At 54.4% G+C, this 14,171-nt stretch carries 15 protein-coding genes; 4 read left to right on the top strand and 11 right to left on the bottom strand.

Features of this window, described 5'->3' with window-relative positions:
- The first annotated feature begins 311 nt into the window (after positions 1-311).
- On the top strand, positions 312-2,642 hold the full coding sequence (gene arcB, locus NG99_RS07550; protein ID WP_034890414.1) for an aerobic respiration two-component sensor histidine kinase ArcB: 2,331 nt from the start codon (positions 312-314) through the stop codon (positions 2,640-2,642).
- 876 nt (positions 2,643-3,518) lie between these two features.
- Positions 3,519-4,241: a monofunctional biosynthetic peptidoglycan transglycosylase gene (gene mtgA / locus NG99_RS07555; protein ID WP_034890416.1), complete on the top strand. Its 723-nt coding sequence runs from the start codon at positions 3,519-3,521 to the stop codon at positions 4,239-4,241.
- 48 nt (positions 4,242-4,289) lie between these two features.
- On the opposite strand, the gene npr is transcribed toward mtgA, so the two are convergent.
- The 11 genes from npr to NG99_RS07610 form a co-directional block, all read right to left on the bottom strand.
- Positions 4,290-4,562: a PTS phosphocarrier protein NPr gene (npr, locus tag NG99_RS07560; protein WP_034890419.1), complete on the bottom strand. Its 273-nt coding sequence runs from the start codon at positions 4,560-4,562 to the stop codon at positions 4,290-4,292.
- Positions 4,559-5,413: an RNase adapter RapZ gene (gene rapZ / locus NG99_RS07565; protein ID WP_034890422.1), complete on the bottom strand. Its 855-nt coding sequence runs from the start codon at positions 5,411-5,413 to the stop codon at positions 4,559-4,561. The genes npr and rapZ overlap by 4 nt, the downstream gene beginning before the upstream one ends.
- 53 nt (positions 5,414-5,466) lie before the next feature.
- Positions 5,467-5,949 (bottom strand): PTS IIA-like nitrogen regulatory protein PtsN, encoded by a 483-nt coding sequence (gene ptsN / locus NG99_RS07570; RefSeq protein WP_198138745.1) that lies wholly within the window; start codon positions 5,947-5,949, stop codon positions 5,467-5,469.
- Between the two features lie 205 nt (positions 5,950-6,154).
- Positions 6,155-6,442: a ribosome hibernation promoting factor gene (gene hpf / locus NG99_RS07575; protein ID WP_034890428.1), complete on the bottom strand. Its 288-nt coding sequence runs from the start codon at positions 6,440-6,442 to the stop codon at positions 6,155-6,157.
- A 22-nt stretch (positions 6,443-6,464) separates the two neighbouring features.
- The gene (gene rpoN, locus NG99_RS07580) at positions 6,465-7,898 is read right to left on the bottom strand and encodes an RNA polymerase factor sigma-54 (RefSeq protein WP_034890430.1); all 1,434 of its coding nucleotides are present in this window, start codon (positions 7,896-7,898) and stop codon (positions 6,465-6,467) included.
- Between the two features lie 48 nt (positions 7,899-7,946).
- Positions 7,947-8,672 (bottom strand): LPS export ABC transporter ATP-binding protein, encoded by a 726-nt coding sequence (gene lptB, locus NG99_RS07585; RefSeq protein ID WP_034890432.1) that lies wholly within the window; start codon positions 8,670-8,672, stop codon positions 7,947-7,949.
- Between the two features lie 6 nt (positions 8,673-8,678).
- A complete protein-coding gene (gene lptA / locus NG99_RS07590; protein WP_034890433.1) occupies positions 8,679-9,230 on the bottom strand; it encodes a lipopolysaccharide ABC transporter substrate-binding protein LptA in 552 nt (183 codons plus the stop codon).
- Complete coding sequence (gene lptC, locus NG99_RS07595) at positions 9,202-9,777, bottom strand: LPS export ABC transporter periplasmic protein LptC (protein WP_034890435.1); 576 nt, start codon at positions 9,775-9,777, stop codon at positions 9,202-9,204. Before lptC ends, lptA begins: the two co-directional genes overlap by 29 nt.
- Positions 9,774-10,340 carry a 3-deoxy-manno-octulosonate-8-phosphatase KdsC gene (kdsC, locus tag NG99_RS07600; protein ID WP_034890437.1) on the bottom strand — a complete coding sequence of 189 codons (567 nt, stop codon included), beginning with the start codon at positions 10,338-10,340 and terminating at the stop codon, positions 9,774-9,776. The genes lptC and kdsC overlap by 4 nt, the downstream gene beginning before the upstream one ends.
- Positions 10,341-10,357: 17 nt before the next feature.
- Entirely contained in the window at positions 10,358-11,344 is a 987-nt protein-coding gene (gene kdsD, locus NG99_RS07605; protein WP_034891036.1) for an arabinose-5-phosphate isomerase KdsD, read from the bottom strand.
- A 14-nt stretch (positions 11,345-11,358) separates the two neighbouring features.
- Positions 11,359-12,339 carry a calcium/sodium antiporter gene (locus NG99_RS07610; RefSeq protein WP_034890439.1) on the bottom strand — a complete coding sequence of 327 codons (981 nt, stop codon included), beginning with the start codon at positions 12,337-12,339 and terminating at the stop codon, positions 11,359-11,361.
- Between the two features lie 225 nt (positions 12,340-12,564).
- Between NG99_RS07610 and mlaF the strand changes: the two genes are divergently transcribed.
- Both mlaF and mlaE read left to right on the top strand, forming a co-directional pair.
- Entirely contained in the window at positions 12,565-13,377 is an 813-nt protein-coding gene (mlaF, locus tag NG99_RS07615) for a phospholipid ABC transporter ATP-binding protein MlaF (protein WP_034890441.1), read from the top strand.
- 7 nt (positions 13,378-13,384) lie between these two features.
- Positions 13,385-14,167 (top strand): lipid asymmetry maintenance ABC transporter permease subunit MlaE, encoded by a 783-nt coding sequence (gene mlaE, locus NG99_RS07620; RefSeq protein WP_034890443.1) that lies wholly within the window; start codon positions 13,385-13,387, stop codon positions 14,165-14,167.
- Positions 14,168-14,171: the final 4 nt, after the last annotated feature.

Raw genomic sequence — 14,171 nt, forward strand, 5'->3', positions numbered from 1 at the left:
AGGAATGCCGCCTGCCGTGCCATGACTCATGGCTATACGGACGGCTGATTCGGCTGTTTTTCTCAGCGTTAGCACCTGCCGGAACCGCTCATAAGCATCGGTGAAGGAAGGGGATTGTGCCAGCGGCGGCCGGGGACAGACAGCAGCATAAAGTGGTCCTGTTGCACCTGAGGGGCTGAGCGACTCAGTGCGTAAGCAATCATTCAGCGTGGAACTGCACCAGTCTGGTGCGCTGCAATCTTGTACGGCTGAGGTGGGTCTTTTACGCTTTTACGGTATGATTGTGGCTATCGGCCCGGAAGGAATCCTTTATGAAACAAATTCGTCTCTTAGCACAATATTACGTCGACCTGATGGTCAAGCTGGGGCTGGTGCGCTTCTCGCTGCTGCTGGCCTCTGCGCTGGTCGTATTAGCGATGATCGTGCAGATGGCGGTGACCATGGTACTGCGCGGGCATGTCGAAAGCATTGATATGGTGCGTTCGGTATTCTTTGGTCTGCTGATCACTCCCTGGGCGGTCTATTTCCTTTCGGTGGTGGTTGAGCAGCTTGAGGAGTCGAGACAGCGTCTCGCAAAGCTGGTGGATAAACTGGAGGAGATGCGCCATCGCGATCTTGAGCTGAACCAGCAGATGAAAGAGAACATCACCCAGCTCAATCAGGAAATTGCCGATCGTATCAAAGCGGAAGAGGCGCGTTTGCAGGTCATGGACAAGCTCAAGGAGGAGATGGCCAGGCGTGAAGAAGCGCAGATTGAGCTGGAGCAGCAGTCTTCTTTCCTGCGCTCGTTTCTCGACGCCTCGCCCGATCTGGTTTTCTACCGCAATATTGACCAACAGTTCTCCGGCTGTAACCGCGCGATGGAGCTGCTGACTGGCAAAAGCGAGAAGCAACTTATCGGGCTGTCCCCGCGCGACGTCTACGACAACGACGCGGCCACTAAGGTGCTCGAAACTGATGATAAAGTTTTCCGCCATAACGTCTCGCTGACCTACGAGCAATGGCTCCAGTATCCCGACGGACGCAAGGCCTGCTTCGAGATCCGCAAGGTGCCTTATTACGACAGGATCGGCAAGCGCAGCGGGCTGATGGGCTTTGGTCGCGATATAACGGAGCGTAAGCGCTATCAGGACGCTTTAGAGAACGCCAGCAGGGAGAAGACCACATTTATCTCTACGATCAGCCACGAGCTTCGTACGCCGCTTAATGGCATCGTCGGACTGAGCCGCATCCTGCTGGATACCGACCTCAATCAGGAGCAGCTCAAATACCTGAAAACCATTCACGTTTCGGCCATTACCCTCGGCAACATTTTTAATGATGTGATCGAGATGGACAAAATTGAACGGCGGAAAGTCCAGCTGGACATTCAGCCGGTCGACTTCACCGGCTTCCTCGCCGATTTGGAAAATCTCTCGGGTTTGCTGGCTCAGCCGAAAGATTTGAAGTTCGTGTTGGAACCTCAGCTGCCGTTACCGCACAAAATCCTGACGGACGGCACGCGGCTGCGGCAAATCCTGTGGAACCTGATCGGCAATGCGGTGAAGTTTACCCAGAACGGGCGCATTGTCGTGCGGGTGGCTTATCTTGACGAAGACTGCCTGCGGTTTGAGGTGGAAGATTCCGGCATGGGCATTCCTCAGGATGAGCAGGACAAGATTTTCGCTATGTATTATCAGGTGAAAGATCAGCACGGCGGCAAACCGGCAACGGGAACCGGAATTGGCCTGGCCGTTTCACGCCGCCTGGCTCAGAGCATGGGCGGCGATATCAGCGTGCGCAGCGCTCCGGGAACCGGCTCCTGCTTCACGCTGACCGTCAATGCCCCGCGTATTTCAGAGCAGCACGAAGACCAGCAGCCTGTCGACGATCTGCCGCTGCCCGCGCTTCATGTGCTGCTGGTAGAGGATATTGAGCTGAACGTGGTGGTTGCCCGTTCGGTGCTGGAGAAGCTTGGCAGCAGCGTTGAGGTGGCGATGACCGGTGAGGAGGCGCTGGCCAAGTTTGATCCTGACGAGTTTGATCTGGTGCTGCTGGATATTCAGCTGCCGGATATGACCGGGCTGGATGTGGCGCGCGAAATTCATCAGCGTCATGGCAAGCAGCATCTGCCGCCGCTGGTTGCCCTGACGGCCAACGTGCTGAAGGACAAAAAAGAGTATCTGGATGCCGGGATGGATGACGTCCTGAGCAAACCTCTGGCGGTGCCGGCCCTGACCGCGGTGATCAGAAAGTATTGGGACTTTCAGCAGGATGAGGGGGAGGAACAACAGGTGGACGAGAAAAAACTGGGATTACTGGATGTCACCATGCTTGAGCAATATATCGAGCTGGTCGGTCCGCAGCTGATCACTCAGAGTCTGGATATGTTTGAGCAGATGATGCCGGGCTATCTGGCGGTGCTGGACTCCAATATGATGGCGCGCGATATGAAAGGGATTGCGGAAGAAGGCCATAAAATCAAAGGCGCTGCCGGGTCCGTAGGGCTGGCTCATTTACAGCAGTTGGCAAAACAGATTCAAAGCCCGGAGCTGCCTGCATGGTGGGACAACGTACAGGAATGGATTGACGAGTTAAAACAGGAGTGGCGGAACGATGTGGAAGTACTGCGGGAGTGGGTTGCGGGTGCCAGAAAAAAATGACCCCGACCGAGGCCGGGGTGCGCGAATACTGCGCCAACACCAGGGAAAAGGGTAACCTGCGCTATTCTGAGAAGAAGAGTTTAAAAGCACAGGCGTGGTATTGGGTAAAACGCTTAGCAACTACATTAGCAAATCTACCGTCACCTGTTACCAGATTCATTAAAATCTGTGATGTTGAGCAACGATTTCAGACAGAAAACATTAATTTGATAACACAGTCAAGCTGGAAATGATTTTTTGCATCAATTTGGCTGTTTTTTGAGCAATTGTGGCGGTTTTTATCGCATTCGCATTGACGTGTTAGCTTTACTTCTGCACCTGGGGGCTAGCAGCGATGCTAATGAAAAATAGCTCAACGCCGATAATTATTAACTTGCTGTATATCATGTTTTTTTTACGTAGTCAGCGTAGTGAAAAACAAACGGTTTAGCGGACGACGAAGAAAAGCTCAGCTGCAAGCTTTTACCGATTAATTGCGCTGATTCTAATAATTTTCCTGATCTGGACAAACCAGCCGTTCAGTGGCCCCTGGAAAAGCGCTGGACAGGAATCTTCCCTTAGATTAAGGCGCTATAAGGTATGATTTGCAAAAGCTCTGTCAGTTAACTTATAAGCGCGGCAAATCATTCGTTTTTAACTGCATTAGGCGCTTTTACGCTCAACCTGATGGCAGAAGAGGAGTCGTTTAGCCAATGGAACCGATTCCTGATGTGCGGAAGTAGTTGAAGCGCTTAGGACATTTTAAATAATAAACAGGATCCATTAGTCACGCGCATTTTAGCGGCAGCAATCGCTTCAGCGTGTTGTCTATAAGCAAAATGGGCTGGCAGCGGCTCCCGTTACAGGAATTGATAAGATAGTCATGGACAATATTATATGAAACAGCGGAATAAAATGGGTTTTCAGCGCATCAAAGCATGGGCATTGCGCGCCGTTTTGACGGTGGTTGGCGTGTGGATCGCCGGAATTCTACTGTTCTCTTTTCTGCCGGTCCCGTTCTCCGCTGTTATGGTAGAACGTCAGCTGGGTGCCTGGTTTAGCGGTGATTTCAGCTATGTAGCCCATTCGGACTGGGTGAGTATGGATGATATTTCGCCGTGGATGCGGCTGGCGGTTATCGCCTCGGAAGATCAGAAATTCCCCACGCATTGGGGGTTCGATGTGCAGGCGATTCAATCCGTGCTGGATAAGGGGGAGGGAGGCCAGATTCGAGGGGCTTCCACCCTGTCGCAGCAGACAGCTAAAAACGTATTTTTATGGGATGGCAGAAGCTGGGTGCGTAAAGGCCTTGAGGCTGGCCTGACGGTGGGACTGGAAACCGTCTGGACCAAACGACGTATCCTGGCGGTCTATCTCAACGTGGCGGAATTTGGCGACGGCGTGTTCGGCGTCGAGGAGGCCGCCCAGCGCTATTTCCATAAGCCGGCCAGTCGCCTGACCCTGTCCGAAGCCGCTCTGCTGGCCGCCGTTTTGCCGAATCCTATCCGCTTCAAAGCCAGCTCGCCTTCCGGCTATATTCGCCAGCGTCAGCAGTGGATAATGCGTCAGATGCGGCAGCTGGGAGGAGAGGGGTATTTACGCGAGCACAAGCTGCTGTAAGCCACCCTCTCCAGCGGGCTGCGAGTGAATATCTGGTCGGGAAAAGCGTTAATCTTCGTCGAACCCGGCGTCAAATAGCTCGATTACCGCCTTGAGCGCCTGTTCCTCTTCAGGCCCGGTCGCTTCAATTTCGATGTGCCCTCCCTTGGCTGAATCCAGCATCAGCAGCGCGATAACGCTGCTGGCTTCAGCCTCGGTGCCGCTCTCATTACGCAGCAGAACTTCCGCATCAAAACTCTGCACCAGCTCGAACAGCTTCATAGCCGGACGGGCGTGCATACCCAGCTTATTTTTAATCTCAACGGTTTGCCTGACGGTCATGATTTGCGTTTTTCCAGCGTGCGATGGCGGGACTGCACATTTTTACCGCGGGAGCGGAAATAGTCAGCCAGCTGTTCAGCAATATAGACGGAGCGATGTTTACCACCGGTACAGCCGATGGCGACGGTAAGGTAACTGCGGTTGTTGGTTTCCAGCATCGGCAACCACAGTTCCAGATAGCTGCGGGTCTGATAGATAAAGTTATGCACTTCCGTATGGCGATCGAGGAACGCCGCTACCGGACGATCCAGACCGGTCATGGGACGCAGTTTAGGGTCCCAGTGCGGGTTAGGCAGGAAACGCACGTCAAAGACGTAATCAGCGTCAATCGGGATGCCGTGCTTATAGCCAAAAGATTCGAACACCATGGTCAGCTCGCGCTCGCGCTTGCCAAGGAGACGGGTTCGCAGCATCTCTGCCAGCTCATGTACCGACATCTCAGAGGTGTCGACAATCAGATCGGCCCGCGAGCGCAGAGGCTCCAGCAGTTCGTTCTCCTCGTCGATAGCGCTCTCCAGCGAGAGATTTTTACTGGAAAGGGGGTGAAGACGGCGCGTATCGCTGTAGCGGCGGATCAGCGTATTGCGATCGGCATCGAGAAACAGTAGCTGCGGAGAGAAGCTGTCCGGCAGGCTGGTCAGCGCCTTTTCAAAAATTTCCGGCGACTCAGGCATGTTGCGCACGTCAATGCTGACAGCAGCAGACATATTCCGATCGGCCAGTGAGTTCGCCAGCTCAGGCAAGAGCACCACGGGTAAGTTATCCACGCAGTAAAAGCCCATATCCTCCAGAGCTCTTAGGGCAACAGACTTACCCGATCCCGATCGACCGCTGACAATCATCAGCACCATGGCTTGTTCTCCTGATTTAGCAAAATGAGTCGACGCTGGCCGACCCGGTGAGATCAGTGGTTCTCCTCAGGGCTTTCCGCCATGATCTCATAAAGCTCTTCATCACTCTGCGCGGCCCGCAGGCGGCGGCACACGGTTTTATCGGCCAGACGCTTAGCGACCAGCGAGAGCGTGTGCAGGTGTGTTTTACACTGATCGGCAGGGACCAGTAAGGCAAACAGCAGATCCACTGGCTGATTGTCGATGGCATCAAAAGCGATCGGCTGGTCGAGGCGGATAAACACCCCTACCGCACGCAGCGTATCTTCAATCAGCTTACCGTGCGGGATGGCAATGCCATTGCCTATGCCGGTACTGCCCATGCGCTCACGCGTCAGGATCGCCTCAAAGATGGTCTGGTGCGGAAGGTTAAGCTGCTTAGCCGCCAGCTCGCTGATGATCTCCAGCGCCCGTTTTTTGCTCTGGCAATGTACGCCGCTGCGGGTGCAGGACACACTCAATACCGAGCTCAGTTCCAGTGTTAATTCATTGTTCATCATAGTTTCACTTACGTGTTCACTTCTGCCTGGCAAAATAACGGGACGTATCCGCGCCTGAAGAGGAGCGGAAGGCGTCGGTCGACTGCACAGCCTGCCTGATTAACGGCTCGCCCCTGATGAAAGCGGACGAGTCGGTTTATCTTACGTCACCTGATACCCTTAGATAGGGGTGGCGAAGAAATAATCAATGCCTGAGTGAAATTTAGTGCTGCTTCAGCTTGTCTTTGTGTTTATTGAGTTGGCGCGTCAGCTTGTCAATCAGGCCGTCAATCGCCGCGTACATATCTTTCCCTTCTGAGGTGCCATGCAACTCACCGCCGTTCACATGCAGAGTAGCATCCGCTATTTGCGTGACTTTTTCGACCTTAAGAACAATATAGACCTGATTAATCCGATCGAAGTACTGTTCCAGCTTGGCAAATTTAGTGGTCACGAATTCACGGAGGGGCTCGGTGATTTCTACGTTCTGCCCGGTAATATTGAGTTGCATACGCTCTTCCTTATCTGTTCGTTCAGACCAGCTGTTTGCGCTGGTTTGAGGGCGGGATGGATAAAGACTCTCGGTACTTCGCGACAGTCCGGCGCGCCACCATGATCCCCTGACTGGAAAGCAGGGTGGTGAGCTTGCTGTCGCTCAGAGGTTTGGCGGGATTCTCCGCCGAGATTAATTTCTTCACCAGCGCGCGTATCGCCGTGGAGGAGGCTTCGCCGCCGCCTTCGGTGTTGACGTGGCTGGAGAAAAAATATTTCAATTCAAAAATACCGCGCGGGCTGTGCAGGTACTTCTGCGTGGTCACCCGGGAAATGGTCGACTCATGCATGTCCACCGCGCTGGCAATATCCGCCAGCACCATCGGCCGCATAAATTCTTCACCCTGCTCGAAAAAAGCCTGCTGCTGGTCGACGATACAGCGCGTCACCTTGAGCAGCGTGTCGTTACGGCTTTCCAGGCTTTTAATCAGCCACTTGGCTTCCTGCAAGTTGCTGCGAATGAACTGGCTGTCGCTGTCGTTCCGCGTGGTGGTGCCGAGCGAAGCGTAGTGCTGATTGATTTTCAGGCGCGGCACGCTGTCTGAGTTCAGCTCAACCGTCCAGCGGTTGCTTATCTTGCGCACCAGCACATCCGGGATGACGTACTCCGGCTCGCTGGTATTGATCGACTGACCCGGACGCGGGTCGAGCGACTGGATAACCTGCATCGCGGTTTTTAACACCTCTTCTTTCAGGCGCGTGACCCGCATCAGGCTGCGAAAATCGTGGTTAGCCAGTAAATCCAGATGCTCGCTGACGATCAGCCGGGCTTCTTTCAGCCAGGGCGTTTCCGGCGAGAACTGGGAAAGCTGTACCAGCAGGCAATCCCGCAGGTCTCTGGCGCAGACGCCAACCGGATCAAAACGCTGGACGCGTTTTAACACCGCCTCCACCTCATCCATGGTCAGTTCATCATTGCCAATGCTGTCCAGCACCTCTTCCAGAGAGGCGGTCAGATAACCGGTGTCATCAACGGCATCGATGATCGAGGTGGCGATTGCCCGGTCAGTATCGGTGAACGGCGTCAGTTCAACCTGCCACATCAGGTAGTCCTGGAGTGACTGGGTCGTTTCGCCCTGATAGACCGGGAGCTCGTCATCATGGTAATCCGTGCCGGTACCGGACGGCGTGCCAGCGGTATAGATTTCATCCCAGGTGGCATCCAGAGGCAGCTCTTCCGGCATCTCTTTCTGCTCCAGCGCTTCCCTGGTATCCAGGGCTTCTTTCTCCTGATAGTCGCGTGCGTCCACTTCTTCGTGGAGGTCGGTTTGTTCAAGCAGCGGATTACTTTCCAGCGCCAACTGAATTTCCTGCTGTAGTTCAAGCGTAGAGAGCTGCAGCAGACGGATCGCCTGCTGCAGTTGTGGCGTCATGGCAAGCTGTTGGCTAAGCCTGAGCTGCAAACCTTGCTTCATATTCAGGATACAAATTCCTCGAAAATCTTACCTGGTATTAACACCTTATCAGAGTCTGAACTCTTCGCCTAAATAGACTCGTTTAACCTGCTCATCCTCCAGAATTTCGCCTGGAGTACCATGAGCAATCAGGTGTCCCTGGCTGACGATGTAGGCCCGCTCACAGACCGCCAGCGTTTCACGTACGTTGTGGTCGGTGATTAGCACGCCCAGGCCGCTGTCGCGCAGATGTTCGATAATTTTCTTGATATCAATCACCGAAATCGGGTCAACGCCGGCAAAAGGTTCGTCCAGCAGAATAAATTTCGGGTTGGCGGCCAGCGCACGGGCGATTTCGACGCGGCGGCGTTCCCCCCCTGATAAAGCCTGGCCCATGTTGTTGCGCAGATGCGCGATGTGGAACTCGTCCATCAGCTCATTGGCCCGGTCTTCGCGCTGTTCGGTCGTCAGATCTTCACGGATCTGCAAAACGGCCATTAAATTGTCATAGACGCTTAGCCGACGGAAAATCGACGCTTCCTGCGGCAGGTAGCCAATTCCACGGCGCGCGCGGGCATGTAGCGGCAGGATACTGATATCTTCGTCATCAATGATGATGCGGCCTGCATCTCGCGGCACAATGCCCACCACCATGTAAAACGTGGTGGTTTTACCGGCGCCGTTGGGGCCAAGAAGGCCGACAATTTCGCCGGATTTCACCTGCAGACTGACGTCTTCGACCACGCGACGGCCCTTGTAAGCCTTCGCCAGGTTTTCCGCAATTAAAGTAGCCATAGCTGATTAGTTACTCTTTTTTGGTCCGGTTGACTGGGTGCCCTTGTCCTGCAACTGGGAAGGAACCAGCACGGTAGTCACACGCTTGCCAGCGCCGCTGCTGTAGGCCTGCATTTTCTGCTCTTTCACCAGGTAGGTGATCCGATCACCCTTAACGTTGCTGTCAAGCTGCTCCAGATAAGCATTATCCGTCAGCTCAACAAAGTCTTTAGCCAGCTCATAGTGCATTTTCTGCGCGTGGCCTTTTACCGGCTTGCCGTTGTCCTGCATCTGGTAGAAGGTGGCAGGGTCGCCGTAGGCATCAACGATGGTTTTGTTACTGTCGCCGCCGGGGCGAGTGACCACGACCTTATCGGCAGTGATTTTGATTGAGCCCTGGGTGACGATCACCTTACCGGTAAAGGTCGCGACGTTGCCCTGCATATCCAGCGCCTGATTTTCAGAATCGACGTTGACGGGCTTATCCGAGTCTCCGGTTAAGGCAAAGGCCGGCAGGCTGGTCGCGAGGAGCAGGCTGAGCGTAAGAAACTTAAGGTTGTTTTTCATTTTGGATTTCATAAGAGGTTTTGACCTTTTCAATCAACTCGGCAGTTTTCTTCCGTAAATTTCCACGCATTTTCATGCCGGTAGAGTTAAAACTCCGGCCGTAAAGCGTCACCTGATCTTGCGAAGTGACATCCTGCGTCACGAGGTTTACTACGGCATTATCGGTCTTAATCCGCTCAAGTTGAGCATCTTGCGTCAGGCTGTTGACCTCCACATGACCATAAAGATACAGCATTCGGTCGTTGGTCAGCTTGGCTTTATCCGCCCGGACGGACCAGGTAGGGATTTTATTCTCATCAAAGGTGGTCATCACCGGGTTATCGAACCAGCTGACGGCCTCGGCTGAAAAATAGGTCACTTTATCCGAGACAAGCTTGTAGTTCAGAGCGCCCTGCGGGTTATATACCACGGTATTTGAGGTCTGGCTTGTGTAGGTCGGCTCCTGGTCGTTACTGGCCACAGGAGTGTCGCTGTCATCTGTACCGGTCAGGTTCCAGCCAATCAGCACAATGGCCACCAGAGCCAATAACAGCGTAATCCAACGTCTGGTTTTACTCATACAGACTGCCCTTTGGCCTCATCAAACTTATCCTGTGCTATCAATATCAGATCGCAAATCTCGCGTACCGCGCCGCGCCCGCCCGCAATTCGGGTTACATAGTCTGCACGGGGCAGCAGAACCGGATGCGCATCCGCCACGGTGACGCTGAGGCCCACTTCGGCCATTACCGGCCAGTCAATCAGATCGTCGCCAATGTAGGCGACCTGGTCGGGGCGAAGCGCTAGTGTATCCAGAAGTTCATGGAAGGCCAAAAGCTTATCAGATTGTCCCTGGTAAAGATGCGTAATACCCAGGGTCGCGCAGCGATCTTCCAGCAATTTTGCCTTGCGGCCGGTAATAATGGCGACCTCCACGTCTGAAGTCAGCAGGCAGCGGATGCCATAACCGTCGCGAACGTTAAAAGCCTTAAGCTCTTCCCCGTTGTTGCCCTGATAGATCACACCGTCCGACATCACGCCGTCCACGTCGCAAATTAGCAGCCTGACGTTTCGCGCTCGCGTCATTACCTGCTGGCTTACTTCGCCATAACAGGTTTCAACCCACTCTGAAGCAGTACTCATTTGTCTTCCGATCCTTGTTAAACCACGCCCGCGCGCAGCATGTCATGCATATGGACTACGCCCAGCAGCGTATCGCCATCGGCGACCATCACCGAGGTGATGTTCCGACTCTGCATCAGATTGAGCGCATCCACAGCCAGCAGGTTAGGGCGCACCCGGATGCCGCCAGGCGTCATCACGCTGGCAATGCTGGCCTTCTGGATATCAATGCCCATATCAAACACCCTGCGCAGGTCACCATCGGTAAAGATGCCTTCAATCTTCATCAGATCGTTACAGATTACCGTCATGCCCATGTTTTTGCGGGTGATTTCAAGCAGCGCATCGCGGAGCGAAGCGTCGCGGCTGACGTGAGGGATCTCGTCACCGCTGTGCATAATGTCATTCACGGTTAGCAGTAGCTTACGACCCAGCGCACCGCCTGGGTGGGACAGGGCAAAGTCTTCTGCGGTGAAGCCGCGCGCTTTTAGCAGCGCCACCGCCAGAGCATCGCCCATGACCAGCGTCGCTGTGGTGCTTGAGGTTGGCGCCAGGCCCAGCGGACAGGCTTCCTGCGGTACTTTAACACAGAGATGGATATCCGCCGCACGCCCCATTGCGCTATCAGGCTTGCTGGTCATGCAAATTAGCGAGACGTGCAGCCGTTTCAGTACCGGGATGAGCGCCAGAATTTCAGAAGACTCGCCGGAGTTTGAGATCGCAATCACGATATCGCCCGCGCTGACCATGCCAAGGTCGCCGTGGCTGGCTTCGGCAGGGTGCACGAAAAATGCCGGGGTGCCGGTGCTGGCAAAGGTCGCCGCCATTTTTTTGCCGATGTGGCCGGATTTCCCCATCCCCATCACCACCACTTTGCCCAGGCAGCCGTAGATGCGCTCGCAGGCCAGTGTAAAATCGTCGTTGATGTACTGATCGAGCTGCTCCAGGCCCTGACGTTCGATATTCAGGACATCTTTCCCAGCCTGCTGAAAGTCGAAGCCGGGGTTGAAATTGCCAGGTGCCATAATATCCATTCCTTTTACCAGAGGGTAGCCGAGGGCAGCCAGTAAAGCAGGGCCACCCAGGCAACAAAGCCTGAGAGCAGCAGCGCGCCGGCTACTCGTCCGATACGGCGGCTGCGTTGCAGACAGATTAAGGCAAACAGCGCGCTGACGCCCAGCATGACCCAATAGTCACGGGCAAAAGCATGCGCATCAATATCGCCCGGATGTATCAGCGCCGGAACGCCAAGCACAATGGCAATATTGTAGATGTTAGAACCGATCAGGTTGCCGATGGCAATGTCATCTTCCCCTTTCAGCGCCCCGGCAATCACCGTAGCCAGTTCTGGCAGGCTGGTGCCGACGGAAATCACGGTCAGGCCGATGACCAGTTCGCTGATGCCATAAAAGTCCGCCAGCACGGTGGCATTGTCGATCACCATCCGTGTTGACATGGGCAGGATAATCAGCGCCACCGCGAGCCATAAAAAGGCCACCGTATTGCCAGCATCGTCACGCGGCAGTTCGGCCAACTGCTCGCGCGTCAGCGAATCGTTGTTGTCACGCTCGGCCCTGCGCGCAATTTTGATAATAAAAAGGAGATAGGCGGCGGCAATGGCAATCAGCGCCAAACCGTCATTGCGGCCGAGATTATTATCAAACAACATGACGCCGCATAATAATGTGACCAGCAGCATTAAGGGCAGTTCACGGCGCACCAGATTTGAATGAACGGTCAGCGGATGAAGCAGGGCGGCGCCACCGAGGATCAGCAGAATATTCGTAATGTTAGAACCCATGGCGGTGCCAACGGCAATATCCATCTGGCCATGGGTCGCGGCAGAGAAAGAGACGATCAGTTCGGGCAGCGAGGTGCCAATGCCGACCACGGTCATGCCAATAATCAGAGGGGGAATGCCCAGCGCGCGGCTAAGTATGGCAGCGCTAAAGACCAGACGATCTGCACCATATACCAGTAGAACTAAACCGATAATCAATAGTGCTATTGCTACGAGCATGAAGTGTCCTTTGAATCGGGTCTTATCGTCGGCTCGCCTTGCGCGACGAGTAAAGCAGAAAAGTTAAGTTAATGTGCTGATTTTGACGTTCTGAAAGCAAAAAGTAAAACTTATGCCAACTTTAGCCACGTCTTCGAGGTAAGTTTCTGTAAAAGTGTCCAGTCCACCAGGTAATACGCTACCATCGGAGGTAAATTATATGCCTGAAATCCTGGAGAGATTATTATGAGTCAGACGGAGACGAATTTGGTAGATGTCCGCGGCGTAAGCTTTTCCCGCGGAGAGAGACCCGTATTCGATAACATCTCGCTGACGGTGCCAAAAGGGAAAGTCACGGCCATTATGGGCCCATCAGGCATTGGAAAAACGACCTTATTACGCCTGATTGGCGGCCAGTTGCGCCCGGACAGCGGGGAAATCTGGTTTAACGGTGAAAATATCCCCAGCCTGTCTCGCTCGCGGCTGTACGAAGCCAGAAAAAAAATGAGCATGTTGTTTCAGTCCGGCGCGCTATTTACTGACCTCAACGTCTTTGATAACGTCGCCTGGCCGCTGCGTGAACATACCCGGCTTCCGCCTCAGCTGCTGCACAGTACGGTAATGATGAAGCTGGAAGCGGTGGGGTTGCGCGGCGCCGCGCTGCTGAAACCCTCGGAACTCTCCGGCGGCATGGCGCGTCGTGCCGCGCTGGCTCGTGCCATTGCGCTGGAACCCGACCTGATCATGTTTGACGAACCGTTTGTCGGTCAGGACCCGATCACTATGGGCGTGCTGGTGAAACTGATTGATGAGTTGAACCACTCACTGGGAATGACCTGCATTGTCGTATCGCATGACGTACCGGAAGTCCTGAGCATTGCCGACTATGCCTATATTATCGCCGGGCAGAAAGTGATTGCCCAGGGCACCGCCCAGGCTCTGCATGACAATGAGGACGCGCGCGTGCGCCAGTTTATTGATGGGATCGCAGATGGTCCGGTGCCGTTTCGCTTCCCGGCAGGGGATTATCTGCAAGACTTAACCGGTTCAGGGAGTTAATTAACTGATGTTGCTACGTGCACTTGGGGCTCTGGGGAAACAGGGAATCAATACCTGCGCTTCCTTTGGACGTGCCGGATTAATGCTCTTTCATGCGCTGGTGGGCATTCCCCGCTTTCGCCAGCATGCGCCTCTGCTGATAAAACAGCTCTACAGTATTGGGGTACTCTCCCTGCTGATTGTGATGGTCTCCGGGCTGTTCATCGGGATGGTGCTGGGCTTGCAGGGATATCTGGTGCTGAACACTTACGGCGCGGACAGCAGCCTTGGGATGCTGGTGGCGCTCTCGCTGCTGCGCGAGCTGGGACCGGTGGTCACCGCGCTGCTGTTTGCCGGCAGGGCGGGTTCTGCGCTAACCGCGGAAATTGGCCTGATGAAGGCGACAGAGCAGCTTTCCAGCATGGAAATGATGGCGGTCGATCCGCTGCGTCGGATTATTTCTCCCCGTTTCTGGGCAGGCTTTATCAGTATGCCGCTGCTGGCGCTGATTTTCGTGGCCGTGGGTATTGTGGGCGGCGCTATCGTTGGCGTGAGCTGGAAAGGGATCGACAGCGGCTTCTTCTGGTCGGCGATGCAGAATGCCGTTGATGTACGCAAGGATATTGTGAATTGCGTCATCAAAAGCGCGGTCTTCGCCTTCACGGTGACCTGGATTGCTCTGTTTAATGGTTATGATGCGATCCCCACTTCAGAAGGGATTAGCCGGGCAACCACTCGCACTGTGGTACATGCTTCTCTGGCTGTACTCGGTTTAGATTTTGTGCTGACTGCACTGATGTTTGGGAACTGATTCA

Origin of the sequence: Erwinia typographi, from assembly GCF_000773975.1 — a bacterium.
Classification (GTDB): Bacteria; Pseudomonadota; Gammaproteobacteria; order Enterobacterales; family Enterobacteriaceae; genus Erwinia; species Erwinia typographi.